24 protein-coding genes are annotated in these 25,308 nt (G+C 67.4%); 20 read left to right on the forward strand and 4 right to left on the reverse strand.

Going from position 1 to position 25,308, the window contains the following annotated elements; genetic code table 11:
• Nucleotides 1-74: 74 nt before the first annotated feature.
• The 5 genes from N0B28_RS16745 to N0B28_RS16765 all read left to right on the forward strand — a co-directional run bounded on the left by N0B28_RS16745 (nucleotide 75) and on the right by N0B28_RS16765 (nucleotide 6,111).
• Nucleotides 75-605, forward strand: coding sequence for a sigma-70 family RNA polymerase sigma factor (locus N0B28_RS16745; protein WP_043860918.1), 531 nt, complete (start codon nucleotides 75-77; stop codon nucleotides 603-605).
• Nucleotides 602-1,552: a FecR domain-containing protein gene (locus N0B28_RS16750; protein WP_043860919.1), complete on the forward strand. Its 951-nt coding sequence runs from the start codon at nucleotides 602-604 to the stop codon at nucleotides 1,550-1,552. The genes N0B28_RS16745 and N0B28_RS16750 overlap by 4 nt, the downstream gene beginning before the upstream one ends.
• A gap of 205 nt (nucleotides 1,553-1,757) precedes the next feature.
• A complete protein-coding gene (locus N0B28_RS16755) occupies nucleotides 1,758-4,190 on the forward strand; it encodes a TonB-dependent siderophore receptor (RefSeq protein WP_275732071.1) in 2,433 nt (810 codons plus the stop codon).
• Nucleotides 4,191-4,303: 113 nt separating this feature from the next.
• Complete coding sequence (locus tag N0B28_RS16760; protein WP_058541248.1) at nucleotides 4,304-5,500, forward strand: MFS transporter; 1,197 nt, start codon at nucleotides 4,304-4,306, stop codon at nucleotides 5,498-5,500.
• A 62-nt stretch (nucleotides 5,501-5,562) separates the two neighbouring features.
• The gene (locus N0B28_RS16765) at nucleotides 5,563-6,111 is read left to right on the forward strand and encodes a cupin domain-containing protein (RefSeq protein WP_043859772.1); all 549 of its coding nucleotides are present in this window, start codon (nucleotides 5,563-5,565) and stop codon (nucleotides 6,109-6,111) included.
• 66 nt (nucleotides 6,112-6,177) lie between these two features.
• Here N0B28_RS16765 and N0B28_RS16770 read toward each other — a convergent pair whose 3' ends face one another.
• Nucleotides 6,178-7,668: a DASS family sodium-coupled anion symporter gene (locus N0B28_RS16770; protein ID WP_054915142.1), complete on the reverse strand. Its 1,491-nt coding sequence runs from the start codon at nucleotides 7,666-7,668 to the stop codon at nucleotides 6,178-6,180.
• A gap of 439 nt (nucleotides 7,669-8,107) precedes the next feature.
• On the opposite strand from N0B28_RS16770, the gene N0B28_RS16775 reads away from it, so the two are divergent.
• Complete coding sequence (locus tag N0B28_RS16775) at nucleotides 8,108-8,437, forward strand: hypothetical protein (protein ID WP_043859774.1); 330 nt, start codon at nucleotides 8,108-8,110, stop codon at nucleotides 8,435-8,437.
• Nucleotides 8,438-8,569: 132 nt separating this feature from the next.
• Here N0B28_RS16775 and N0B28_RS16780 read toward each other — a convergent pair whose 3' ends face one another.
• From N0B28_RS16780 to N0B28_RS16790, 3 genes are all read right to left on the reverse strand, one after another.
• Nucleotides 8,570-8,872 carry a hypothetical protein gene (locus N0B28_RS16780; RefSeq protein WP_043859775.1) on the reverse strand — a complete coding sequence of 101 codons (303 nt, stop codon included), beginning with the start codon at nucleotides 8,870-8,872 and terminating at the stop codon, nucleotides 8,570-8,572.
• Between the two features lie 216 nt (nucleotides 8,873-9,088).
• Nucleotides 9,089-9,277 (reverse strand): hypothetical protein, encoded by a 189-nt coding sequence (locus tag N0B28_RS16785; protein WP_043859776.1) that lies wholly within the window; start codon nucleotides 9,275-9,277, stop codon nucleotides 9,089-9,091.
• A gap of 138 nt (nucleotides 9,278-9,415) precedes the next feature.
• Nucleotides 9,416-9,736, reverse strand: coding sequence for a YbjQ family protein (locus N0B28_RS16790; protein WP_043859777.1), 321 nt, complete (start codon nucleotides 9,734-9,736; stop codon nucleotides 9,416-9,418).
• Nucleotides 9,737-9,895: 159 nt separating this feature from the next.
• Here N0B28_RS16790 and N0B28_RS16795 point away from each other — a divergent pair, with 159 nt between their 5' ends.
• The 14 genes from N0B28_RS16795 (at nucleotide 9,896) to N0B28_RS16860 (ending at nucleotide 25,264) form a co-directional block, all read left to right on the forward strand.
• Nucleotides 9,896-10,297, forward strand: a complete 402-nt coding sequence (locus N0B28_RS16795; RefSeq protein ID WP_043859778.1) for a hypothetical protein — start codon at nucleotides 9,896-9,898, stop codon at nucleotides 10,295-10,297.
• Nucleotides 10,298-10,417: 120 nt separating this feature from the next.
• Nucleotides 10,418-11,206, forward strand: coding sequence for a hypothetical protein (locus N0B28_RS16800; RefSeq protein ID WP_058541250.1), 789 nt, complete (start codon nucleotides 10,418-10,420; stop codon nucleotides 11,204-11,206).
• 63 nt (nucleotides 11,207-11,269) lie between these two features.
• Nucleotides 11,270-12,175, forward strand: a complete 906-nt coding sequence (locus N0B28_RS16805) for a transporter (RefSeq protein WP_043859780.1) — start codon at nucleotides 11,270-11,272, stop codon at nucleotides 12,173-12,175.
• Between the two features lie 14 nt (nucleotides 12,176-12,189).
• A complete protein-coding gene (locus N0B28_RS16810; protein WP_123752698.1) occupies nucleotides 12,190-12,936 on the forward strand; it encodes a DUF2092 domain-containing protein in 747 nt (248 codons plus the stop codon).
• Nucleotides 12,933-13,496 carry a hypothetical protein gene (locus N0B28_RS16815; protein ID WP_173925055.1) on the forward strand — a complete coding sequence of 188 codons (564 nt, stop codon included), beginning with the start codon at nucleotides 12,933-12,935 and terminating at the stop codon, nucleotides 13,494-13,496. The genes N0B28_RS16810 and N0B28_RS16815 overlap by 4 nt, the downstream gene beginning before the upstream one ends.
• Before the next feature lie 25 nt (nucleotides 13,497-13,521).
• Nucleotides 13,522-14,499 carry a MoxR family ATPase gene (locus N0B28_RS16820; RefSeq protein WP_043859761.1) on the forward strand — a complete coding sequence of 326 codons (978 nt, stop codon included), beginning with the start codon at nucleotides 13,522-13,524 and terminating at the stop codon, nucleotides 14,497-14,499.
• 9 nt (nucleotides 14,500-14,508) lie between these two features.
• Nucleotides 14,509-15,459, forward strand: coding sequence for a DUF58 domain-containing protein (locus N0B28_RS16825; protein WP_275727629.1), 951 nt, complete (start codon nucleotides 14,509-14,511; stop codon nucleotides 15,457-15,459).
• Entirely contained in the window at nucleotides 15,456-15,947 is a 492-nt protein-coding gene (locus N0B28_RS16830) for a DUF4381 domain-containing protein (RefSeq protein ID WP_058541252.1), read from the forward strand. The genes N0B28_RS16825 and N0B28_RS16830 overlap by 4 nt, the downstream gene beginning before the upstream one ends.
• Nucleotides 15,934-16,938: a VWA domain-containing protein gene (locus N0B28_RS16835; RefSeq protein ID WP_275727632.1), complete on the forward strand. Its 1,005-nt coding sequence runs from the start codon at nucleotides 15,934-15,936 to the stop codon at nucleotides 16,936-16,938. The genes N0B28_RS16830 and N0B28_RS16835 overlap by 14 nt, the downstream gene beginning before the upstream one ends.
• Nucleotides 16,928-18,499, forward strand: coding sequence for a VWA domain-containing protein (locus N0B28_RS16840; protein ID WP_275727634.1), 1,572 nt, complete (start codon nucleotides 16,928-16,930; stop codon nucleotides 18,497-18,499). The genes N0B28_RS16835 and N0B28_RS16840 overlap by 11 nt, the downstream gene beginning before the upstream one ends.
• Nucleotides 18,496-19,812, forward strand: a complete 1,317-nt coding sequence (locus N0B28_RS16845; RefSeq protein WP_275727638.1) for a hypothetical protein — start codon at nucleotides 18,496-18,498, stop codon at nucleotides 19,810-19,812. Before N0B28_RS16840 ends, N0B28_RS16845 begins: the two co-directional genes overlap by 4 nt.
• Nucleotides 19,809-20,825, forward strand: a complete 1,017-nt coding sequence (locus N0B28_RS16850; RefSeq protein WP_116054882.1) for an HAD family hydrolase — start codon at nucleotides 19,809-19,811, stop codon at nucleotides 20,823-20,825. The genes N0B28_RS16845 and N0B28_RS16850 overlap by 4 nt, the downstream gene beginning before the upstream one ends.
• Before the next feature lie 78 nt (nucleotides 20,826-20,903).
• The gene (locus N0B28_RS16855) at nucleotides 20,904-22,493 is read left to right on the forward strand and encodes an arylsulfatase (RefSeq protein ID WP_043859768.1); all 1,590 of its coding nucleotides are present in this window, start codon (nucleotides 20,904-20,906) and stop codon (nucleotides 22,491-22,493) included.
• Between the two features lie 152 nt (nucleotides 22,494-22,645).
• Nucleotides 22,646-25,264, forward strand: coding sequence for a fused MFS/spermidine synthase (locus N0B28_RS16860; protein ID WP_275727643.1), 2,619 nt, complete (start codon nucleotides 22,646-22,648; stop codon nucleotides 25,262-25,264).
• Nucleotides 25,265-25,308 lie beyond the last annotated feature (44 nt).

A 25,308-nucleotide genomic window follows, 5' to 3' on the forward strand; every position in this document is an offset into this window, starting at 1 on the left:
ATTTCACCTGCCCTCTTCCTAACATTCTTGGGAATGCTTATCATCTGCATCCTTTTTCCCCGGAAGTCGCCAGGATGAGCGCCCCCACCTCACCCGCCAACGCCGAAGTCGGCCAGCTCTACCAGCACCATCACCTGTGGTTGCAGCACTGGCTGCGCCGGCGCCTGAGCTGCCCGCAGCGCGCCGCCGACCTGATGCAGGACACCTTCGTGCGCATCCTCGCCTCGTCCGAGTCGCTGGAGCTGGTGCGCCTGCTGCGCGAGCCGCGCAGCTACCTGGCAACCGTGGCGCGGCGGGTGATGATCGACCATTTCCGGCGCCAGAAGCTTGAACAGGCCTACCTCCAAGCCCTGGCCGCCCAGCCGGTGTACGAGGAGATCTCGCTGGAAGAGCGCCTGCTGATTCTCGAGACCCTGCGCGAAGTTGACCGCCTGCTGGCCGGGTGCGGCGCCAAGGCGCGCCAGGCGTTCCTGATGGCCAACTGGCTGGGCATGACCTATGGCGAAATCGCCACGGCGCTGGGCGTTTCGCTCAGTTCGGTGAAGAAGTACATGTACAAGACCACCGAGCGCTGCCTGCTGCTCGCCTTCGACGAGCAGCCATGAGCAACGACCGCGAAGCGCAGCGCCAGGCGCTCAAGGAAGCCGCCCGCTGGCATGTGCAGCGCATGGCCGGCGATGCCAGCCCCGGCCTGGAACGGGCCTGGCGGGCATGGTTGGACAGTGCCCCGCAGAACGGCTGGGCCTGGGCCCGGGTCGAGCAGTTGCATGGGCAACTGGCCAGTGTGCCGGGTGGGCTGGCGTTCGATGCCTTCAAGCGTGCCGAAGCCCATGGCCTGACCCGCCGCGGCGTGGTCAAGGGGCTGCTGCTGGCGACCGGGCTGGGGCTGGGTGGCTGGGCCAGCTACCGCAGTACTCCGGCGCAGGCGTTGCTGGCGGACGTGCACAGTGGCACGGGTGAAATTCGCAGCGTCACCCTGGCCGACGGTAGCCAGTTGGTGCTCGATACGGCGTCGGCGGTGAACATCCGCTTCGACAGCCGGCAACGGCTGATTCAGCTGGTGCGCGGGCGCATCCTGCTTACCAGTGGCAAGGATGTGCAGCAGCGGCCGTTGCGGGTGCAGACCGCGCAGGGCGTGGTGCAGGCGTTGGGCACGCGCTTCAGCGTGGCGCAGCAGGCCGGGCGCAGCGAGGTCGAGGTGTTCGAGCATGCGGTGCGGGTCAGCCCCTTGCTGGGGGAGGCGCAGCGCCTGGAGAGCGGGCAGGCGTGCGGGTTCAGTGATCAGCGGGTGGATAGCCCGCAGCTGGCGTCGGCAGCCCAGGCGGCGTGGAGCCTGGGGCAACTGGTGGTGGAGAACTGGCGGCTGGGTGATCTGCTCGACGAGCTGGGGCGATACCGGCCGGGGTTGCTGACCTATGCGCCGCAGCTGGCAGAGCAGCGTGTGTCGGGCAACTTCTCGTTGACCGACAGTGATGCGGCGCTGTCGGCGCTGGCGCGCTCGTTCGATTTGCGAATCGAGCGGCATGGTCGGTACTGGGTGCGGGTGATGTAGGCGCCGGCCTTGTCTGGCCGGCTCTTGACCTGCACAGCGCAGTGTTTGATGCAGCAAAAAAAATTCCTCCCCCCGCGGTACCTTTTCTCATTCTCATCCGCCTTGTCTGAAACACCCCCTTTCGCGCATCCCTTCTGCATCCGACGAGGCCCCCATGTCACCCCGTTCCCCCCGCCTGCTCCCCGCCCACCTGCTGGCCGCCGCCATGGCCGCCAGCGTGCTGCCAGCCCCCTCGGCGATGGCCGATGAAGTCAGCAGCAGCCGCACGGCCTACAACATTCCCGCCGGTTCGCTGGCCAGCGTGCTCGGTGCCTTCGCCGCCGCCAGCAGCCTCAACCTGTCCTACGACGCCGCCCTCACCCGCGGCAAGCAGAGCCCCGGCCTGCAAGGCCAGTACGCCACCCTCGACGGCCTCAGCCGCATCCTGGCCGGCAGCGGGCTGCAAGCCTTCCCACAAGGCGACGGCAGCTACTCGCTGCGCCCGGCCCCCAGCAGCAACGGCGCCCTGGAACTGGGCGCCACCAACGTCGACGGCACCCGCACCAGCAGCACCGGCGACAGCACCGACAGCTACACCGTGCGCAGCGTCAGCATCGGCAAGGGTCAGCATTCGCTGCGCGAAACCCCGCAGTCGGTCACGGTCATCACGCGCAAGATGATGGACGAACAGAACCTCACCAGCCTCGAACAGGTGATGGAGAAAACCCCCGGCATCACCGTTCACGACTCGCCCATGGGCGGCAAGTACTTCTACTCGCGCGGCTTCATGATCGCCGGCCAGTACCAGTACGACGGCGTACCGCTGGATGTGGGCGGCAACTACGTGCAGGCCAACAGCTTCTCCAGCGACATGGCCTATTACGACCGCGTCGAGATCATGCGCGGCGCCGCCGGCATGATGAAAGGCGCCGGCAGCTCGGCCGGCGGGGTCAACTTCATTCGCAAGCGCGGCCAGGACAAGGCCGCCACCCACGTCACGCTGTCGGCCGGCACCTGGGACAACTACCGCGCCCAGGTCGACACCGGCGGCCCGCTCAACGACGCCGGCACCCTGCGCGGGCGCGCCGTGGTCGCCCAGCAGGACCGCAAGTACTTCTACGACATCGGCGAGCGCGAAGACCAGGTGGTGTACGGCGCACTGGACTACGACCTGAACGAGGACACCACCCTGGGCGTGGGCCTGGCCTACGAAAAGCTCGACGCCAAGCCCTGCTGGCAGGGCCTGCCGCGCTACAGCGACGGCAGCGACCTGAAGCTGTCGCGCTCCACCTGCCTGGGCGCGTCGTGGAACCACTGGGACAGCGAGCGAACCAGCCTGTTCGCCGACCTCACCCACCGTTTCAACGCAGACTGGGCGCTCAAGGTCGCCTCGATGTACACCCACAACGACCAGAACATGCAATACGCCATGGGCGAAGGCACCGTGCCGGTGGGCAGTACCCAGAGCGCCTCGAAGCTGTACTCCGGGCTGTTCGACTACGACCAGGACGACTACGGCTTCGACGCCAACCTGGACGGCCATTTCCAGGCCTGGGGCCTGGAGCACGAGATCATCGTCGGCGCCAACGCCAGCCGCTCCAAGGGCCGCGACCGCTACGAACTGATCAACCTGACCGAGCTGTACGGCGTTACCCAGAACCCGTTCAACCCCAACCCGCACATCCCCAAGCCGGGTGACTCGGTCTACGAGAAGGAGTCCTACCGCGGCGGGCCGATTCCGGTGACCTCCGACACCCGTCAGTTCGGCACCTACGCCACCCTGCGCCTGAAGCTGGCCGAGCCCCTCACCGCCGTACTCGGCAGCCGCGTCAGCTGGTACCGCAACAGCAGCGACAGCTACACCCGATACTGGAACTACTGGCAGCCCAACCGCAGCCAGGAAAACGGCCAGGTGACGCCGTTCGCCGCGTTGATCTACGACCTGGACGACACCTGGTCCGTTTACGCCAGCTACGCCGACATCTTCCAGCCGCAAAGCACCTACGCCAAGGCCGACGGCAGCTCGCTCAAGCCCAAGACCGGTGCCAGCTATGAGGTGGGGGTCAAGGCCGAGTGGTACCAGGGTCGCCTCAATGGCGCCTTCAACCTGTTCCGCAACACCGAGCAGGGTCGCGCCGAGGCTGACTACAGCACGGTATGCGATAGGTCGTCCGACGGTTACTGCTACACCGACAGCGGCAAGGTGCGCGCCCAGGGCTTCGAAGCCGAGCTGAGCGGTGAACTGATCGAGCGCCTGCAGGTGCTGGCCGGCTACACCTACACCCAGGTCGAATACCTCAAGCGCATCGACGACGAACGCCAGGACGCCACCTTCACCGCCAGCTACGTGCCCAGGCACATGGCGCGTGTATGGACCAACTACGACCTGGACGGCGCCCTGCAGCGCTGGAGCGTGGGCGGCGGGGTCAGCGCGCAGAGTGCCAACCACTTCGTGGACCGCAACACCAAGATGGTGCAGCCCGGCTACGCCCTGTGGAGCGCCCGCATCGGCTATCGCCTGGATGACAACTGGAGCCTGGCCCTCAACGGCAACAACCTGTTCGACAAGCACTACTACAGCAGCGTCGGCGCCGCTGGCTGGGGCAACTTCTATGGCGAGCCGCGCAACCTGATGGTGACCCTGCAAGGCGACTTCTAACCCACAGCAACAAGGCTGAAGTCAATTAAATGATTATTACTATCGTTTACAGGCTTTAGCCTTGGGGGCAGCTGCGGCACAATGGCCGCCCTGCTCCTCTGCCTTGGATAGCCATGAACACCGCCCAGCAACCCCCGCTGCTCAAAACCCCCGCCTTCGACCTGCGTCCGCTGATGGTGGTCAACATGGCCTGCACCATGGCGATGATGGCCTTCGTCGCCCTGATCGGCCCCATCGCCCGGGTGCTGGGCCTGGCAGCCTGGCAGGCGGGGGCGGCGGTCACGGTAGCCGGGGTGGTGTGGATGCTGCTGGCGCGCCCCTGGGGCCGGGCCAGCGACCGCTTCGGTCGCCGCCGGGTGCTGCTGGTGGGCACCGCGGGGTTCACCCTGGCCTATTGGGCCCTGTGCCTGTTCATCGATGGCGCGCTGCGCTACCTGCCGGCCACCTCCCTGGCCTTTGCCGCACTGGTGATCGGCCGCGGCCTGATCGGTGCGTTCTATGCCGCCCTGCCGGTCGGCTGCGCCGCGCTGATTGCCGACAACATGCAACCGCAACAGCGCGCCCGCGCCATGGCCTCGCTGGGTGCGGCGAACGCCGTGGGCCTGGTGATGGGCCCGGCACTGGCCGCGCTGCTGGCGCGCCACAGCCTGAGCCTGCCGTTCTATGCGATGTCGGTGCTGCCACTGCTGGCATTGCTGGTACTGCAGTTCAAGCTCAAGGGTCAGGAGCTGCACCTGAGGCAACCGCCCCGCCCCGTCAGCCTGACCGACCCGCGCCTGCTTCGCCCGCTCACGGTGGCCTTCGTGGCGATGCTGTGCGTGTCGCTGGCGCAGATCACCGTAGGCTTCTTTGCCCTTGACCGCCTGGGCCTGGCGCCTGCCGATGCCGCCCAAGCGGCGGGCATTGCCCTGACCATGGTGGGTGCGGCGCTGATCTTCTCGCAGGTGCTGGTGAGCAAGCTGCAATGGCCGCCGCTGCGCATGATCCGCGTGGGCGGCTGCATCAGTGCGCTGGGTTTTGCCAGCGGCGCCCTGGCCGACAGCGTGGGCATGCTGTGGGCGTGCTACTTCGTCGCTGCGGCCGGCATGGGCTGGGTGTTCCCGGCGTTCCAGGCGCTGGCGGCGAACGCGGTGGATGCCGGTGAACAGGGCGCGACCGCAGGCTCTGTGGGCGCGGCACAGGCGCTGGGCACGGTGATCGGGCCGCTGGCCGGCACCCTGATCTACGCCCTGGACCCGCGCCTGCCGTACCTGATGGCCGCCTTGCTGCTGCTGTTGATCGCCTTGTGGCCGGTGCCTGCACGCCAGTAGGCGGGTTCGGCGACGGAATGTGTTTTAATGCGTCGCCCATTATTTTTGACATCAAGGCGGCTATGGACACGGGGACACGACTCAAACTGGTACGTGAACGCACCAAGCTCTCGCAACGGGAGCTGGCCAGGCGCAGCGGCCTGACCAACTCGACGATTTCACAGATCGAGCAGAACCGCGTCAGCCCATCGGTGAGCTCGTTGAAAAAGCTGCTGGAAGGCATCCCGATGTCGTTGGCGGAGTTCTTCAGTTTCGACGAACCGCCGCGCGAAGAACGCTTCGTGTTCCGCGCCAACGAGCAGCCCGACCTGGGCAGTGGTGGCTTGCGCATGCTGCTGGTCGGCGCCAGTGTCGAAGGTCGGCAGATGCGCATGCTGCGCGAGCTGTATGCGCCGGGCGCCGACTCCGGCGAAGAGCCGATCGTGCACACCGAGGGCGAGGAATGCGGCCTGGTGACCCGTGGCACCATCGAGTTGCGGGTAGACGGCCAGGTCAGCGTGCTGAACTCCGGCGACGGCTACTACTTCCCCACCACCCTGCCCCACAGCTTCAAGAACATCGGCCAGGACGAAGCCGAGATCATCAGCGCCAACACCCCGGCGAACTTCTGATGAGCATCGCTGCAAGCGGCAAGCTGGCTCGGCCTCGCTTGCCGCTTGCCGCTTGCAACGGCCCTTCTACATCCAGCCCAGCCAGTGCCACCATGTTGCGGCGAACACCAGCATCAACCCGTACCCCACCAGCGTCACCACGATCCCGACCTTGGCAAACTGCCGCGCGTTGAAGGTTTCGGTACCCAGGCACACCATGTTCTGCGGTGCGTTGATCGGCAGGATGAACCCGTAGCTGACCACAAACCCCAGCACCATGGTCATGCCCAGGCGGCTGAAATCCCCCGGCAAGGTCTGCAGCACCGCGATCAGTATCGGCAGCAGCGCCGAGGTCAGCGCCGTGGCACTGGCAAAGCCCAGGTGGATCACGATCAGAAACGCCGCCAGAATCGAGAACACCCCCAGCGTGCCCAATTGATCCAGCCCGGTATTGGCCACCACCTGCCCGCCCAGCCATTGCCCGGCCTGGGTGGTCAACAGGGTGGTGCCCAGGCTGATGCCGACGCCGAACACGATCACCGTGCCCCACGGAATACGCGCCTGCACATCCTTCCAGGTCATCACCCCGAAGCGCGGCAGCAACAGCAGCACCAACCCGGCGTAGGTGGTCGAGGTGGTGTCGAAGTGATGCAGCTTGCCCTCGGTGGCCCAGGCCAGCAGCAACAGCAGCGACACCCCCAGCAGACGCTTCTGCGCCCCGCTCATCGGCCCCAGCGCCTGCAACTGCTCGGCTACCGCCGCCTTGCCGCCGGGAATGCTGTCGCTCTCGGGGGGCAGCATCCTGAGCACCAGCACGATCAGCACCACCGACATGATCAACGCCCACGGCGCCCCGGCGATCAGCCAGTCGATCCATGACACCCGTGCACCGAGCATCTTGTCCATGAAGCCGACCGTCAGCAGGTTCTGCGCAGCTGCGGTCTGGATGCCGATGTTCCAGATGCTGGTGCCCTGGGCCACGATGATCATGATGCCGGCGGCGATGTTGGAGCGCTTGTTCACGCCGAACGCGGCGATCACGCCCATCATGATCGGCACCACGCAGGCACTGCGCGCCGTGGCACTGGGCACCACCAGGCTGAGCAGGATGATCACCACCATCGCCCCCAGCAGAATGCGTCGGGTGCTCACGCCCACACGGTTGAGCGTGACCAGCGCGATGCGCCGGTCCAGCCCGGTGTGGGTCATCGCCGCTGCGATGAACAGGGCCCCCACCACCAGTGCCAATGCCGGGTTGGCAAAGCCCGTCAGGGCCATGCTCACGGCTGCCGACGAGCCGTAGATCACCGACGGGTCGGCAAGGGTCGGTGCGGTGCCCAGCAAAAATGCCAGCAGCGAGGTGATCATGATCGCACTGGCTTCGTACGACACCGCCTCGGTGATCCAGATCACCACCGCAAAGGCCAGGATCGCCAGCACACGGTGACCGGCCACCGGCAGGTCGGCCGGCAGCGGCAACAGCAGCACGCCGACCAGCGCGACGATGCCCAGCAGCAGGCCCACGGGCAACAGGGGTTGAGCGCCAGGCGCTGCGGGAGGATTGGCGGGGGTACTCATGGGCAGGACTTCTTTGGCAACAAAACAGGCCCCTATCATCCCCAGCGCCTGGCCGGTACGCGCTGACGCGGGTCAATACATGGCCAAGACGCCCTGACCAGAGCGCTTTGTAGGACATTCCAACAGCCTGTGGCGCGGCGACCCGTAAGCTCGAAAAAGACTGACCGGTCATTTGTAGTGAATAAAAAAAATCACTACAAAACCTATTGACGGCATTCGTTGCCCCTTGCATGATGAGGCCGTCTCCCTGATCGGGAGCGCTGGCAAAGGGTGTTCCAGACAGTTCGAGCGGTTTCGGACTGTCCGTGGAGAGGGACTGTCCAAAAGGCAGAGTGAAGAAAGCCCCTGTTGCGACGCTGCTGTAGCAGCCTTGGTAGATCGCTACATGAAGTAGCGCAGGTTTGAACTCACCAACGACGAATAGGTAATAGGGGGCTTTATGATCAACTTGAACAACCAACCCACCATCGACCAATTGGCTCAGCTGTTCGCTGCCCGCAAGGACAGCCTCGATGACCACCTGCTGTGGGTCAGTGCCACAGGTGACGTGCACATCGACAAGATGCCGCCGCACACTGTCGAAGAGGCGATCGATGCGAAGCGTGAAATGCGCGCCCGTTTCAGGATGTTCCGCCGTGGCAAGGGCTACGTCGGCAAGAAGGCAGCGGCAGACACCGCGTTTGTCGCCAAGGTGCTGGAGACCCTGCAACAGGAATGGCCCGCCATCCGCGAGCGCCAGGACGTGAAGGTGATCGACCGGCTGTGCTGAGCCAGACGAATTGAAAAAGGCGACCTTCGGGTCGCCTTTTTCATGCGTGCCTTATCGCCTCATCGCGGCTCTGGCTCGCCCCACCGTCTGCGCACATTCCCTGTGCGCCACGACAGGGCGTAACCGCAGGCATCAGGCCTGACGACGAAACCGCGGGTGCTCCATCGGCACGGCGTCGGTGGCCAACGCCCGGGCCCGGTCCACACCGCGCACCAGCGCACGGCTCATGGTTTCTCCCGGGCACGAGGGGTAGTACTCCTCGAACAGCGCCTTGCCCCGGCGCCCGTACACCCCCAGGAACATCTGCGTGGCCCCGGTGCGCGACAACCGCACCTGCACGTCGATGCTGGTGCCATCGCTGAGTTCTTCGTCATGGCTGCGGCTGTGCAGCTGAGAGTCGGCCCACGCCCAATAAGTCTCTTCCCTGATGCGCATCGCACTGCTCCTTGTTCGTTCGAACCGACAGTAAGGCATACAACCGCCAAGGGGGCTAGCGACAGCCGTCGCCCCATTGAGCGAGGTCAAGAAAGCCGCATAAAACGGCAGATTCAGCGTACCGGTCGTCTGTTTGCGAAATAGCCTACAACCCGCATGAAAAAGCCCCACACACCGCAGCACAGGCTGGATGGCGGGGCCTCTTCGGCGTCGTGGCTACTTCTTGCGCAGGCCCGGCAGAAACCGGCGGCGCTCGCTGCGCGGTGGCACCGTGGAGCGCACACGTACCGGCGCGTCTTCCAGGGTCATGTTGGCAAACCCCAGCTGGAACGCTGCTTGCCCGCAACGCACCTGGCTGTTGATGGGAAACTCGTCACCATCGTCTTCGAAATACGATTCCTTCATACCCGGCTCCCCTGCTGTGGATCACTACCGGCACGCAGATGAATGCCTAGGAAATAGTGACCTGTTGCTTTCAGAGACTAGCCGGACATTTGAAGACTGCCTGGTCACTTATTGTCGCACCCGACCAGTGGCCTATGGCTACCTGAGTTTGACCGCGGTGCCGGTAACGAACACCACCACCATGCCGCCACGGGCCGACGGCATGCTGATTTCGTAATCCAGGCCGATCACTGCATCGGCCTGCAGGCTGCGGGCGCGCTGGCGGATTTCGTCGGTGGCCTGGATGCGCGCCTCTTTCAGGGCGCTTTCCAGGGTTTGCGAACGGCCGCCGAAAAAGTCGCGAAAGCTGGTGAAGATGTCGCGTACCACGTTGATGCCCTGCACCGATTCGGCGCTGACTACATCCAGGTAGGCCGCGACTTCGCGCCCTTCGACAGTGCCAGTGGTGGTGAGGATCATTGCGTACTCCTGAGCGTTGTCGGGGCATGCCCCGACCCAAAAGAACACGATGGTAACAAACCCGCACTTTCGCCGCCCGTCACTTGCGGCCCGCCCAAGTGCGGCTATTTTCATTGGAACGTTGTTACAGCGTATTAATACTTCGGACGGAGTCGAAGCATGTCGATACCACGTTGCATGAGCGTTCTTGCATTGGGCCTGGTGCTGGCCGGGCTGGCGGGCTGCAGCAGCATCGATGCCCGCACCACACAATACGTCGGGGCGCCCCATCCTTCGCCCACCGCTGCGGCTACGGTCGAGGTACTGCGCAGCGAACCGACCCGCCCCCATGTCCGCCTGGGCGAGATCGTGGTCGATGCCAGCGTGTCCCCGCCGCCACCGATCACCGACGTGGAGCAGAAGCTGCGCGAACAGGCCGCCAGTATCGGCGGTGACGCCGTCGTGGTGGTCTACGACCGCATCCAGCCGGTTTCGGCCTATGTCAGTGGCCCGCTCTGGGACCGCGATATCCGCTCCATCGACGGACGCAAGCTCAAGGGCATCGTCATCAAGTATCAGTGACCCTGTGGTCGCCGGTGGTGCCGGCGCCAGCCTACGCGCCCATTCGCCCCCTGGGGCCCCTGCCTCGCTGGCAAGGCCGGCCCCTGCCCAGAAGCGCAACATTGAACAGGCACCACCGTCATGCAAAGGACCACCGCCACTTGTCTCGTACTGCCCTGCGCCCTGCTGTTCCTGCAGCACGCCCTGGCGGACAACGCCGAAACCGCCAACAAGAGCAACAACCCGCTCAACCTGGCACCGGGCCTGAACCTGCAGGACTACTACACCCCCTCGGTGTACGACAGCAACGTGCACACCAATGATTTTCTGGTGCGCGGCACCCTGCCGGTCGCCCCTGGCGAACTGCTGCCGGTACCGCAACTGCTGCGCGCCACCCTGCCCATCAGCACCCGACCCGACCCCCACGGCGGCTACAGCACCGGCATCGGCGACCTCAACCTGTTCGACATCTTCCTGCTCAAGACCGAAGGCGTGCAGCTGGGCATCGGCCCGCAGCTCACCGCCCCCACTGCCGAGCACGACGAGCTGGGCACCGGCAAGTGGCAGGCGGGGCTGGCGGCGGTGGCCATCGACGCCTCGCCACGCGGGCTGCTCGGTGCGCTGGTGCAGTACCAGAGCTCGTTTGCCGGCGACCATGACCGCGCCCACGTCGAAACCGCCACCCTGCAGCCCTTCATCATCCACAACCTGCCCAAGGGCTGGTACCTGCGCTCCACCGGCACCTGGACCTTCGACCTGAAGAACGACACCCACTACATCCCGCTGGGGCTGGGCGTGGGCAAGGCCTGGAAGGCCGGCAGCAACATCCTCAACGCCTTCATCGAGCCGCAGTGGACGGTGGAAAAGAAAGGTGACGGCCTGCCGCAGTTCACCGTGTTCGCCGGCCTCAACGTGACCTTCGGCAAGTAGCCAGCCCATGACCGGACCCTCCGGCAGCCAGCACCCTGTGCGTTCAATTGAAGGAGCACCACCATGCATACCCGACCTGTCCTGCGTTACCTGCCGGTGCTCGTGCTCAGTGGCGCGCCGCTGCTGGTGCAGGCCGACAACGCGCGTGACTGGCAGAACATCCCGATCGACCTGAACATGGTGTTCGGCTACTACAACCGCATCGACACCAACACCCCGATCGACACCGCCCTGCCCATCGACGGCCTGTCCCTGGATGCCGACCTCTACATCCTGCGCCTGGCGCGCTCGTTCAGCATCGACGGACGCAACAGCGCGATCCAGCTGGTGCAGCCGTACGCCGACGTGTCGGCCTCGTTCGACGATGCACGTTTCTTCAATGGCACCAAGCACAACGGCGGCATGGGCGACACCCAGATCGTGTTCGCCCACAACTTCTTCGGCGGCCCGGCGCTGACCGCCGAGGAGTTCGCCAGCTGGACCCCGGAAACCTTCATGACCGGCGCCGTATGGCTCACCGTGCCCAATGGCGACTACGCCAAGAACCGCGTCATCAACATCGGCGCCAACCGCTGGGTGGTCAAACCCGAAATCGGCTTCGGCCACCCCATCGGCCCCACCTGGCTGGAGGTCAACACCTGGGTTTCGCTGTTCGGCGACAACGACGACTACCTGGGCGACAACAAGCTGGAGCAGAAACCGCTGTATGCCGTCGAAGGCCACTACAGCTACACCATCAACCGCGGCCTGTGGGCTTCCCTCGACGCCACCTACAGCTTCGGCGGCGAAACCCGCATCAACGGCGAAAACCAGGACAACAAGCAGGCCAACACCCTGGTCGGTGCCAGCCTGGGCTTCATGCTCTCGCCGCAGTTCGGTGGCCTGATCGCCTACACCGACACCGTGTCCGAACGTACCGGCTCACCCGATGTGAACACCTGGACCTTGCGCCTGAACTACGCCTGGTAGCCATGGGAGGCCTGATGAAGCGTTCGCACCGACTCACCTGCCTGGCCCTGCTGGCCCTGTTGCCGGCCCTGGCAAAGGCTGCCGACCCGCTCGACCCCAGGGCCCTGGCCGCGCTGTCGAACATGGGCAGTTACCTGCACCGCCTGCAGGCCTTCAGCCTGAGCACCCGCAGCGAAACCGACCAGCAGCTCGACAGCGGCCCCACGGTGACCTTCACCCACCACACCCAGGTGCTCGCCCGCCAGCCCGACAAGCTGTTCGTCAGCGTCGACCAGGGCTCGGCGGCGCGCCAGTTCTTCTACGACGGCAAGCAGTTCACCCTGTATGACGGTCGTCACGGCTACTACAGCAAAGGCGCGGCGCCGGCGACCATCGAGCAACTGCTCGGACAACTGAGCGAGCGCTACGCCATCACCCTGCCGCTGGCCGACCTGTTCCGCTGGAACGCCCAGACCGCGAAACAGGTCGGCATCACCCAGGCCACGCTGATCGGCAGCGAATCCCTCGACGGCCAGGCCTGTACCCACTACGTGTTCCGCCAGCCCGACATCGACTGGCAACTGTGGCTACGCGAAGGCGCGCAGCCGTTGCCGTGCAAGCTGATGATCACCCGCCGCGACGACCCCGAGCGCCCGCGCCATAGCGTGACCTTCGACTGGGACCTGAGCACGCCCATCAACCCGGCAGCCTTCGACTTCACCCCGCCGGCCAAGGCCGTGGCGGTGCCGCTGCGCGAACCGAACGAGGGCCGCCAGCCATGACGCCACTGCGTACCTGCCTGCACCTGGGCCTGATCGCCTGCCTGCTGACACCGCTGATGGCCGACGCCTGGCAACTGCGCGGCGGCGGTGGCGGGCGTACCTTCGTGGTGCCCTATCACGCCGGGGGCGGCCACTTCGCCCCCCCGCCGCCGCATTACCAGCCGATGCCGCACCCGATGCCCCCGCATCCGCAGCCGATGCCGCCCCACCCGGCGCCGCCTCCGCATCCGCAGCCCGGCCCTGGGCCGCACCCACCGGGCCCGCCACCGCATCCACCGGGCCCGGGCCCTCACCCGCCCGGCCCCGGCCCGATGCCGCCACCACCGCCACCGCCACCGCCGCACCCGGACGACTGGTATCACCCCTGGGCCGCCGCTGCCGTGGTCGGTGCCACCACTGCCACGGCCATCGCCATCGGCACCCAGGTGGCCGAGGTACCGCCGGACTGCGTGTCGGTGGTCGCCAACGGCGTGGCCTACCAGCACTGCGGCGCCACCTGGTACCAGCCGCAATACGTCGGCAGCAACGTGCAGTTCATCGTGGTGCCTGCGCCATGGTGAACCCACCCGACCCAAAGGAATGCCCATGAGCGCCCTCACCGACATCAATGCCCTGCACGCCGCTATCGCCGCCTCGGTGCTGGGCCAGGACCAGGTGATCCGCCAGATCCTGGTGGGCCTGCTGGCCAACGGGCACGTGCTGCTCGAGAGCCTGCCGGGCCTGGCCAAGACCCGCACGGTCAAGGCCCTGGCCCGGCACCTGGATGCACGCATGAGCCGCATCCAGTTCACCCCCGACCTGCTGCCCTCCGACATCACCGGCGCCGAGGTGCTGCAACAGGTCGAGGGCCAGCACCAGGTGCGCTTCCAGCCCGGCCCGCTGTTCGGCAACCTGATCCTGGCCGACGAGATCAACCGCGCCCCGGCCAAGGTGCAGGCGGCGCTGCTCGAAGCCATGGAAGAGCGCCAGATCACCGTAGCCGGCACCAGTCACAGGCTGCCCGACCTGTTCATGGTGATCGCCACCCAGAACCCCATCGAGCAGGAAGGCACCTACCCGCTGCCCGAGGCGCAGATGGACCGCTTCCTGATGAAGGTGCTGCTGGATTACCCCGCGCCGGCCGATGAAAGCCAGGTGTTGCAACTGCTGCGCCAGGAGGAACAGCGGGCGGCGGCCAAGGCGGCCAGCGACAGCTTCAGCCTCGGCCAGGAGGTAATCTTCCAGGCCCGCCGGGAAGTGGCGGCCATTCACGTGGCCCCGGCCATCGACAGCTACCTGATCGCACTGGTCAACGCCACCCGCCACCCCGCCGACTACGACGCCGACCTGGCGCGCTGGCTGCAGCTGGGCGCCAGCCCACGCGGCGGCATCGGCCTGGACCGCTGCGCGCGCGCCGATGCCTGGTTGCAGGGCCAGGACTTCGTCTCGCCCGACAACGTGCGCGCCATGCTCCACCCGGTGCTGCGCCATCGCCTGCAACTGAGCTACGACGCGGTGGCTGACGGCGTGACCAGCAGCGAGGTACTCGACCGCCTGCTCGACAAGGTGGCCATCCCGGCCTGAGGACCGCATATGCCAGCACCGGCGCAGCAACCCGACGGGCACGTCTACGTATCGCTGGCGCAGCTGATGGCGCTGGCGTTCGATGCCCGCGGCCTGAGCTTTCTGGCGCGCCAGCCCAGGGCCAGCGTGCTGGCCGGCAGCCACGCCTCGCGCCTGCGCGGGCGCGGCCTGAACTTCGACGAGCTGCGCCGCTACCAGCCCGGCGACGACCTGCGCCATCTCGACTGCAGGGCCAGCCTGCGCACCGGCACGCCGGTGGTACGCACCTTCACCGAAGAACGCGACCGCCCGGTGCTGGTGGTGCTCGACCAGCGTATGTCGATGTTCTTCGGCTCGCAGGTCAGCTTCAAGTCGGCGCTGGCCGCGCAACTGGCCGCGCTGTGCGCGTGGATCGCGCTGGCGGCAGGCGACCGGGTCGGCGCCCTGCTGTTCGACGACACCCGCATCGAATACCTGGCGCCGCTGCGCAGCCGCAGCCGGGTCCAGGCGATCTGCGCCAGAGCCGCACAGTTCAACCAGGCGCTGTCGGCAGATGTTCCCGATGGCGATGCTGCGCACGGCCTCGACACAGTCCTGCAGCGCTGCCTGGCGCTGGCCGCGCACGACTGCCTGATCTGCTTCATCAGCGACTTCGCCGGTGCCGGCGAACGCACCCTGCATCAGTTGCGCCAGCTGCGTACCCACAACGACGTGATCGCGTTGCAGGTCTACGACCCGCTGGCCCTCGACCTGCCACGCCAGGGGCGCCTGCTGGTGACCCAGGGTCAGTTGCAGGTGGAGCTGGCGGTGGAGCGGCGTCAGGTGCACAAACCCTTGAGCGAGTTTCTCAGTGGCCGCCTGCACGACGTGGCGCAGATGCTGCGCCGCAGCCAGGTGCCGCTGCTGATGTTCAGCACCGCCCAGCCTGCCGCCGAACAGCTGCGCATGGAACTGGGCAAGCTGCGCAGGCCACCGGCATGAGCGCGCCAGTGCCCAGCGTCGACCAGCTCAAGGAGCTGGCGCTGCCGCCCGCCGTCAGCTACTGGCCACAAACCTGGGGCTGGGCGCTGCTGGCGGCATTGCTGCTGGCCGGGCTGGTGCTGTGGGCGGCGCTGCGCCTGCGCCGCTGGCAGCGCGACCGCTACCGCCGCCAAGCCCTGGCACGCCTGCGCCAGCTGGAACAGGCAATGGCAGATCAGACCCGGCGCGTGCAGGCCCTGCGCGAAGTGCCCGAGCTGCTCAAGCGCGTGGCCCTGTCGATGCCCGAGGCTCCGGCCGTGGCCCCGCTGCATGCCGCCGACTGGCAGGCATTTCTGGTGAGCCATTCAAGCACCCCGCTGCCCGCCGACTTCGCCTGGCAACTGGCGCAGCTGGCCTATGCCCCCGACAGCCGCCTGCACGAAATCGATGCGTCAGCGCTGTTGGGCTACAGCCGCGCCTGGGTGGAGCATCATCATGTGGCAGCTTGATTACCCCTGGCTGTTGCTGATGCTGGCGCTGCCCTTGCTCGGCTACCGCTACCTGCCGCCCTATCAGGAAGCCCGCAGCGCCTTGCGCGTACCGTTCTTCGAGGCCATCAGCCAGGCCACCGGGCAGCGTCCGCGCCTGCCCGGCACCCGGGCCAATCGCTGGCAGCTGCTGTTGCACTGGCTGGTGTGGGCACTGCTGTGCCTGGCCGTGGCACGCCCGGTGCTGGTCGAGCCCCCCATCGAGCACCAGGCACCGGTACGCGACCTGATGCTGGCCATCGACATCTCCCAGTCGATGCAGACCGTCGACCTCGAGAACGCCGACGGCAAACCGGTTTCGCGCATCAGCGCGGTCAAGGCGGTGGTCGCCGACTTCATCGCCAGGCGCCAGCAGGACCGTCTCGGCCTGGTAGTGTTCGGCAGCGGCGCCTACGCCCAGGCACCGCTGACCCTGGACCACGCCAGCCTGTCGATCCTGCTGCAGCAGACCGACGTCGGCATGGCCGGGCCCAACACCGCCATTGGCGACGCCATCGGCCTGAGCCTCAAGCTGCTGGAGCAGGCTCACGAGCCGCAGAAGGTGCTGATCCTGCTGACCGACGGCAACGACACCAGCAGCGCCATCACCCCCGCCCACGCCGCCCAGATCGCCGCGGCCCGCGGGGTGGTGATCCATACCATCGGCATCGGCGACCCGCAGGCCGAAGCCGAGGCCAAGGTCGACCTGCCGACCTTGCAGCAGATCGCCACCGTCACCGGCGGGCAGTTCTTCCGGGCCCAGGACCGCGATGCCCTGCAACAGGTGTACGCCACCCTCGACACGCTCACCCCGCACGCGGTGAAGACCTACAGCCACCAACCCAAGCGCGACCTGTTCTGGCTGCCGCTGGGCGCGGCCCTGTTGCTGCTGACGCTGTACCACCTGCTCGCCCTGGCGGCAGCGTGGTGGCGCAGGCGCCTGCCAGTGGAGGCGCCCGCGCATGGACATTGATCTGAACAACCTGCACTTTCTGCGCCCGCTGTGGCTGTGGCTCTGGCTGCCCGCCGTGCTGCTGGTGCTGGCCTGGCGCCGCCAGCGCGGCCAGGCGCTGAACGTGAGCATTGCCCCGCAACTGCTGGCGCACCTGCGCATGGACGGCCACGACCGGCACCGCATTCGCCCCATACACCTGCTGGCGGCCCTGCTCGCACTCGGCGCACTGGCCGCTGCCGGCCCCACCTGGGAGCAGGACCGCCCGCAGTTTCTCGACAACCGCGCGCCGTTGATCCTGGCCCTGGACCTGTCCGGCTCGATGGACGCCAGCGACCTCTCGCCCACCCGCCTGGAGGCCGCCAAGCACAAGCTGCACAGCCTGGTGCAACGCCGCCAGGGCGCAGCCACCGGGCTGATCGCCTATGCCGGCAGCGCACACCTGGTGCTGCCCCCCACCCGCGACCCGGCGCTGCTCGACAGCTTCATCCAGGCGCTGGGCAGCGACCTGATCGAACAGCCTGGCAAGAACGTTTTGGCCGTGGTGGGGCTGGCCCGCCAACTGATCGCCGCCGAGCCCGGCCCCGCCACCCTGGTGCTGCTCACCGACGGTGCCGACACCACGCAACTGGCCCCGCTGGGCAAGGCCCTGGACGCCAGCCTGCTGCAGGTACTGGTGCTGGCAGTAGGCCGCAGCGATGGCGGTCTGGTCAGGGGCGCCGACGGTCAGCCGCGCACCGACAGCAACGGCCGGCCGCAACTGGGCCGCTTCGACAAGGCCGGCCTCGAACAACTGGCCAGGGCGCTGGATGCACCACTGGGTAGCCTGACCCCCGACGATGACGACCTGGACTGGATCGAGGCCCATGCCCAGCAGCACTTCGCCAACGCCGACCCGGCCAGCCAGCAGCTGCGCTGGAAAGACGCCGGCTACTGGCTGTGCTGGCCGTTGCTGCTGATCGCCCTGTTGTGCATCCGCCGCGGCTGGAGCCTGAACTGGAGCGCGTGCCTGCTGCTGGGCCTGGTGCTGGCCCCGGACGGGGCGCGCGCCAATGCCCTGGTGGATGCATTCATGACCCCCGATCAGCAGGGTCGCTGGGCCTTCGAACACCACCACCTGCCCGCCGCGGCGGCGCACTTTCAGGACCCTTACTGGAAGGGCATTGCCGCCTACCAAGGGGCCGACTACGACCTGGCGCTGGCCAGTTTCGCGCGCCTGCACACCGCACCGGCCTATTTCTACCTGGGCAATATCTACACCCGCCGCTTCAAGTTCGACCAGGCCATCGCCGCCTATCGCCAGGCACTGGCCCTGCAACCTGGGTTTGCCGAGGCCCAGGCCAACCTCGCCCTGGCCATCGCCCTGCAGAAGGACACCGAGTCGGCGCAGCAGAACGCCCCAGAGGTGCAGGCCGACCAGGTGGCCTTCGACAAGCCGGCCGGCAAGGGCCCGAGCAAGCAGGTGCAGACCCCGCAGGCGACCTCGGACGCCCTGTGGCTGCAGAACCTCACCACCTCGCCCGCGCAGTTTCTCAAGCGCAAGTTCAGCCTGCAGGACCAGGCTGCCAGGGGGGCGCCATGAGGCTTGTCGGCCTGCTCCTGGCCTGGCTGCTGTGCAGCTGTGCGCTTGCCGCCGACCCGCAGTTGCGGGTGCAGGCGCAACTGCTGGGGGGCGACAGCGTGGTGGTGGGTGAAACCGTGCAGTTGCAGCTGGACGTGCTCACCGACACCTGGTTCACCGGCGCCCCGCAGTTGCCGACGCTGAGCGTGCCCGGCGCACTGGTCACCCCACCCGGCGACCAGGCCCAGCACCTGACCCTGAACCTGGACGGCAGCACCTGGTTCGGCATGCGCTACCTGTACCCGATCACCGTGCAGCAGGCCGGCACCCTGGACATTCCCGCACTGACCGTGACGGCCCGGCCGGGCAATGCCGCGGCCGCCCTGAGCGCCACCACGGCGGCGCTGCACCTGCGCGTGCAACTGCCGGCCGGGGTCGAGCCGGGCCAGGCGGTGCTGGTGGCCAGCGCCCTGAGCCTGACCCAGCAGGTGAACCCGGCAAGCAGAACACTCAAGGTGGGTGACAGCCTCACCCGCAGCGTGACCCTGCAGGCCCAGGGCGCGCCGAGCCTGATGCTGCCGGTGACGGCGCTGCAGGCCGTGCCGGGCCTGAGCCTCTACCTCAAGACGCCCCAGGTGCAGGCCCTCGACGATGGCCGTGGCCACGTCGTGGGCGGCCAGCGCATCGACACCGCCAGCTACCGCATCGAGCAGCCCGGCAGCTACCAGCTGCCCGCCGTGCAGGTGCACTGGTGGAGCACCACCGACCAGGCCCTGCGTATCACAACGCTGCCCGCCGTGCCCTTCACCGCCAGCGCCGGCCCTGCCTACACCCCGGTGTTCTCGGTGGCCGACGATCTGCAGCGCCTTGGCCAGCAGGGCCGCCTGCACCTGTCGCGGCACTGGCTCGGCGCCGCTTTGGTGCTCGCGGCACTGGGCCTGGCGTGGCGGGTGTGGCGTAGCCGCGGGCCGACCTGGCTGGCCCGCTGGCGGCACTGGCAGGCCCGACGCCAGGCCCGTCGCCTCGCCTCTGCCGAGCATGCATGGCAACAGGTGCCCGTTGATCTGGCCAGGCATCCGCCGCAGCTCACTGCGCTATACCTGTGGTTCAGGCGCAGCCAGGGCAGCGTGCGCCTGGCCACGGCCGACGACACCACCCTGCTGGCGCTGCTGCGACGCGGCTACGGCGCAGACGGCGCCCCCGATACGCTGCTCGCTGCGCTCAAGGCCGAACTTGCACAGCTTCATGCACGGCATTCACCGCGCCAGCCTGCCGCGCCCGCGCGCCACGGCCTGCGCCCGCTCAATCCAATGCAGAACAGGGAATCGCGATGAAATCCAGTCCGAGTGTTCGTGGGTGGCTGCTGCTGGTGTTGCTGCTGCACTGGCCATTGTCGGCCCAGGCCGATGCGCCGCTGCCCTCATGGCACCAGGGCGCCGCCAGGGCCGCCCTCGTGCAGTTCGTCGAAAGCGTCACCCGCGAGGGCGACCCGCAGTTCGTGACCCCCGCGCAACGCATCGCGGTGTTCGACAACGACGGCACCCTGTGGAGCGAACAGCCCGCCTACTTCCAGGTGCTGTTCGCCTTCGACGAGATCCGCCGCATGGCCCCCGAGCACCCCGAGTGGAAGACCACCCAGCCGTTCAAGGCGGTGCTGGAAAACGACCAGAAGGCCCTGGCCGCCGCCGGCATGGACGGCCTGCTGAAAATCATCGGCGTGACCCATACCGGGGTCAGCACCGAAGCCTTCATCGGCCATGCCCGGGCCTGGCTGGCCAAGGCCCGTCACCCCACCCACCAGCGCCCCTACACCGAGATGATCTACCAGCCCATGCACGAGCTGCTCGACTACCTGCGCAGCCAGAGCTTCAAGGTGTACATCGTTTCCGGGGGCGACACCGCGTTCATGCGCGCCTTCGCCGACGAGGTGTACGGCGTGCCGCCCGAGCAGGTGATCGGCTCCAGCTTCGTCACCGAATACCAGCTGGTCGACGGCGTGCCGGCCCTGCTGCGTACCGCCAGGATCGCGCACAACGATGACGGCCCGGGCAAGCCCGAAAGCATCGACGCGATCATCGGGCGCCGGCCGATCCTGGCCTTCGGCAACTCCGACGGCGACCTGCAGATGCTGCAATGGACCGCCGCCGGCAAGGGCCCGCGCTTCATGGGCCTGGTGCACCACACCGACGCGAAACGTGAATGGGCCTACGACCGCCAGTCGCAGGTCGGACGGCTGGACAAGGCGCTGGACGAAGCGCGCCGCCAGCAATGGACAATCGTGGACATGGCGGCCGACTGGGCCCGGGTATTCCCGTTCGAGCCTGCCTCCACCCCGCAATCGCAGTGACGCGGTAACGAGCAAAGCAGTGATGCAACCGACATGTCGCCTGCGGGCGGCTCGAATGGCGAAAGGGAGGCAAGTCAGATGACTCGCATACGCAGATGGGCACCGCAGCTCGCGCTGGTCGCGGCCACGGTGATGGGGCTCGCGACAGGGGCGGCAAGTGCCGCCGACAAGCCGAATATCCTGGTGATATTCGGCGACGACATCGGCCAGACCAATATCAGTGCCTACTCGATGGGGGTGGTCGGCTACCAGACCCCCAACATCGACCGCATTGCCAAGGAAGGCATGCTGTTCACCGACTACTACGCGGAAAACAGCTGCACCGCCGGCCGCTCCAGCTTCATCACCGGGCAGACGCCACTGCGCACCGGCCTGTCCAAGGTCGGCGCACCGGGGGCGCCGGTGGGCCTGCAGGACCGCGACATCACCATCGCCCAGGCACTCAAGTCGCTGGGCTACGCCACCGGGCAGTTCGGCAAGAACCACCTGGGCGACAAGGACGAGTACCTGCCGACCAAGCACGGCTTCGACGAGTTCTTCGGCAACCTCTATCACCTCAACGCCGAAGAAGAGCCCGAGCGCCCCTACTGGCCCAAGGATCCGAACGACCCCTACGTGAAGAACTTCAGCCCGCGCGGGGTGATCCACGCCTTCGCCGACGGCAAGATCGAGGACACCGGTTCGCTCAACAAGAAGCGCATGGAAACCATCGACGATGAAACCACCGGCGCGGCCGAGGAGTTCATCAAGAAGCAGGTGGCCGCCGACAAGCCGTTCTTCGTGTGGATGAACACCACGCGCATGCACGTGTACACCCATGTGCGCGACTCGATGAAGGGCCAGAGCGGCATGCCCGGCAACGAATACGCCGACGGCATGCTCGAGCACGATGGCGACGTGGGCAAGCTGCTCAAGACCCTCGACGACCTGAAGATCGCCGATAACACCATCGTGATCTACACCACCGACAACGGGCCCAACCAGTTCTCCTGGCCGGACGCGGCGACCACGCCGTTTCGCAGCGAGAAGGACTCCAACTGGGAAGGCGCCTTCCGCGTGCCGGCGATCATCCGCTGGCCGGGCAAGATCAAGGAAGGCACGGTGTCCAACGAGATGTTCTCGGGCCTGGACTGGTTCCCCACCCTGCTGGCGGCTGCCGGTGACACCGGCGTGAAGGACAAGCTGCTCAAGGGCTGGGCACCGACTGCCGGTGGCAAGAATTTCAAGGTGCACCTGGACGGCTACAACCAGTTGCCCTACCTCACCGGCCAGCAACCCAAGGGCGCACGTGACGAGTTCTACTACTTCAACGACGACGGCGACCTGGTGGCGATGCGCTTCGGCGACTGGAAGGCGGTGTTCTGCGAACAGCGTCGCCCCGGCGGCTTCGAAGTGTGGCAGGACCCGTTCGTGTGCCTGCGCGTGCCGAAGATCTTCAACCTGCGCATGGATCCGTATGAGCGCGCCGACGTGGTCTCTGACCAGTACAACGACTGGCTGGCAAAGAACGTCTACCTGACCGGCATCGCCACCATGAAGGCCTCGGTGTTTCTCGAAACCTTCATCGACTACCCACCCAGCCAGCACCCGGCCAGCTTCAGCGTCGACCAGGTGCGCAAGCAGGTGGACGCGAAGATCGAGGAGAAGATGAAGCAAGGCAAGCAATAGGCGGCAAGCTGCACACGGATGCCTCGTCCCTGACGGGGCATTTTGCCGACTGCGATACCCGCCAACCCGCCAATCTGCTGCTAGGCTCAAGCACTGGTTGTCCCTCCCGCGAGGGCGTATTCCCAGCACTCACCACAAGGCCCCTTGCCCTGATGCCGGTCGCCAGCCGCTCCTCCCGACACGCCAAAGCCCCCGCCGCCTGCGCTCCACCCCGCACACTGCCCCTGGCAGCGACCCTGCTGCTGGTCTCCGGCAGCGCGGCGCTGATCTATCAGGTGCTGTGGATCAAGCAGCTGTCACTGGTGGTGGGGGTGGAAGTGCATGCGATCACCACCGGCATCAGCGCATTCTTCGCCGGGCTGGCGCTGGGCGGCTGGTGGCTGGGGCGTCACGCCGATCGGCTGCGCCAGCCGCTGCGCCTGTATGCGCTGCTCGAACTGGCCGTGGCCGTGGTCGGCATCGCGGCCACCCTGGCCCTGGGCAGCAGCGCCGGGTTGTTCGCCCGCCTGCAGGGCAGCATCGGGCTGCTGGCCTGGGCGCTGCCGTTCAGCCTGGTTGCCCTGCCGGCGCTGCTGATGGGCGGCACCCTGCCGGTGCTGGTGCGTGCCGTGACCGCGCAGGGGGCAACGGCCGGACGCGCCGGCGGGCAGCTGTACGCGGCCAACACGGCCGGGGCGATTGTCGGCACCCTGCTCGCAGCCTTTGTGCTGATCCCGCTGCTGGGGGTACGCGGCAGTGCCTGTGCCGCCGCCGTGCTCAACCTGCTGGCCGGGGCCGGTGCACTGTGGCTGCTGCGCCTGACACCGGACGTCGAAGCCGACACCGTGGTAACCGCCAGCGCCCCGCGCAGCCGGGCGGCGCGCCTGGCCCTGGCCCTGTACGCGGTGGCCGGGGGCATTGCGCTGGGCTATGAGGTGATCTGGTCACAGGCCCTGGTGCAGTTCATGAGCACCCGCACCTTCGCCTTTGCGGTGATGCTGGCCACCTACCTGGCCGGGCTGATGCTGGGCAGCGCACTGATTGCCCGGCGCGTGGAGCGGCTGCGCGACCCGTGGGCCACCTTTGCCATGCTGATCGGTGCGGCGGGGCTGCTGGCGCTGCTGGAAATCGCCGGGCTGGGGCGCTGGCTGATCAGTGCGCAGACCCAGGCCGAAGCGCTGGTACTGGGCCTGGGCGGCAGCGCACTGGCGGGCATGAGTGCCCGCTTTGCGGTGGTGGCGGTGAGCGTAGTGCTGCTGCCCACCACGCTGCTGGGGGCGGCGTTCCCGGTGGCGCTGCGCCTGGCCTGCGCGCCGGGCCATGCGGGGCGCGACGTGGGCGCGGTGGTGGCGCTCAACACCCTGGGTGGGATTGCCGGGGTGATGCTGTGCGGGTTCGTGCTGGTGCCCGCGCTGGGGCTGGTGCGCAGCCTGGGGGTGCTGGCGGTGCTGGCGGCAGGGGTCGGGGTAATCGCGGTCGTGGCGGGGGCGGGCCTGGCCGCTTCGCCGGCAAGGCCGGCGCCTGCAGGTACAGGCTCAGGATCTGCTCGAACCCTGTGGGAGCGGGCTTGCCAGCGAACAGGCGCGCTCAGTCAACCCAGATTCATCGCCCTCTACGCCATTGCCCTGGCCAGCCTCCTGACCGCCCTGCTCACCCCACCCCAGCGCCTGGCCAACCTGCTGCCCGGCGCGCGCAGCGGCGAGCTGGTGTTCTATCAGGAAGGCCGTGGCGCCACGGTCGCCGTGGTCGAACAGCACAAGCCCCAGGGCAGCTTTCGTCGCCTGTACATCCAGGGCGTGTCCAACACCGGCGATGCCATGCCGTCGCTGCGCTACATGCGCCTGCAGGCCCTGCTGCCGCTGTTGATCCACAACGGCGAGCCGCGCTCGGCGCTGGTGATCGGGCTGGGCACCGGCATCACCGCCGGCGCCCTGCTGCGCTACCCGGGCCTGGAGCAACGCGTGGTGGCCGAACTGCTGCCGGCGGTGGTGCACGCCTCGACGCTGTTCCAGGGCAACTACCACGCCGCCGACGATGCGCGCCTGGACATCCGCCTGCGCGACGGGCGCCGTGAACTGCTGGCCAGCCCGCAGCCCTACGACCTGATCACCCTGGAGCCACCGCCCCCCTCGGCAGCCGGCGTGGTCAACCTGTACTCGCGTGACTTCTACCAGCTGGCCGCCAGCCGCCTCAACCCCCAGGGCCTGGTCGCCCAGTGGCTGCCGCTGCCCACCCAGAACATCGACGACAGCCGTGCCCTGGTGCGCAGCTTCATCGACGTGTTCCCGCATGCCTCGCTGTGGACCACCGAGTTCCATGAAATGCTGCTGGTCGGCTCGCTGCAGCCGGTGCGCCTGGACCTGCCGCGCATCAGCGCGCGCCTGGCGCCCCCCCCCGTGCAACGCACCCTGGCCGAGGTGGGCGTGGACTCGCCGGCCGCACTGCTGGCCACCTGGGTCACCGACCGCGCCGGCCTGGAGCGCTTTGCCGCACAGGCCCCGGCCGTCACCGACGACCAGCCACGCATCGAGTACGCCCCCTGGGTGCGCAGCGACGAGATCACCCGGGTGTTGCCGGCCCTGCTGGCGCTGGGCAGCCCGGTGCCGCTGGAAGGCGCCGATGCCCTGGCCAGCCTGCGCCTGAACGACCAGCGCCAGCGCCTGCAGCGCTTCTACCAGGTGGGCCTGAGCGCCTACCGCGGCCAGCGCGACACCTGGGCGCGACAGGTTCAGGGCGTGATGCGAGAAGATGGCAGCAACCCGTACTACCGTTGGTTCCTGGGCATGCCGTGAAGCGCGCCGCCTGATTGAAGCGCCCCTTACCCCAACAGCATGGA

Source organism: Pseudomonas sp. SD17-1 (genome assembly GCF_029201585.1).
Lineage (GTDB): Bacteria > Pseudomonadota > Gammaproteobacteria > Pseudomonadales > Pseudomonadaceae > Aquipseudomonas > Aquipseudomonas palmensis.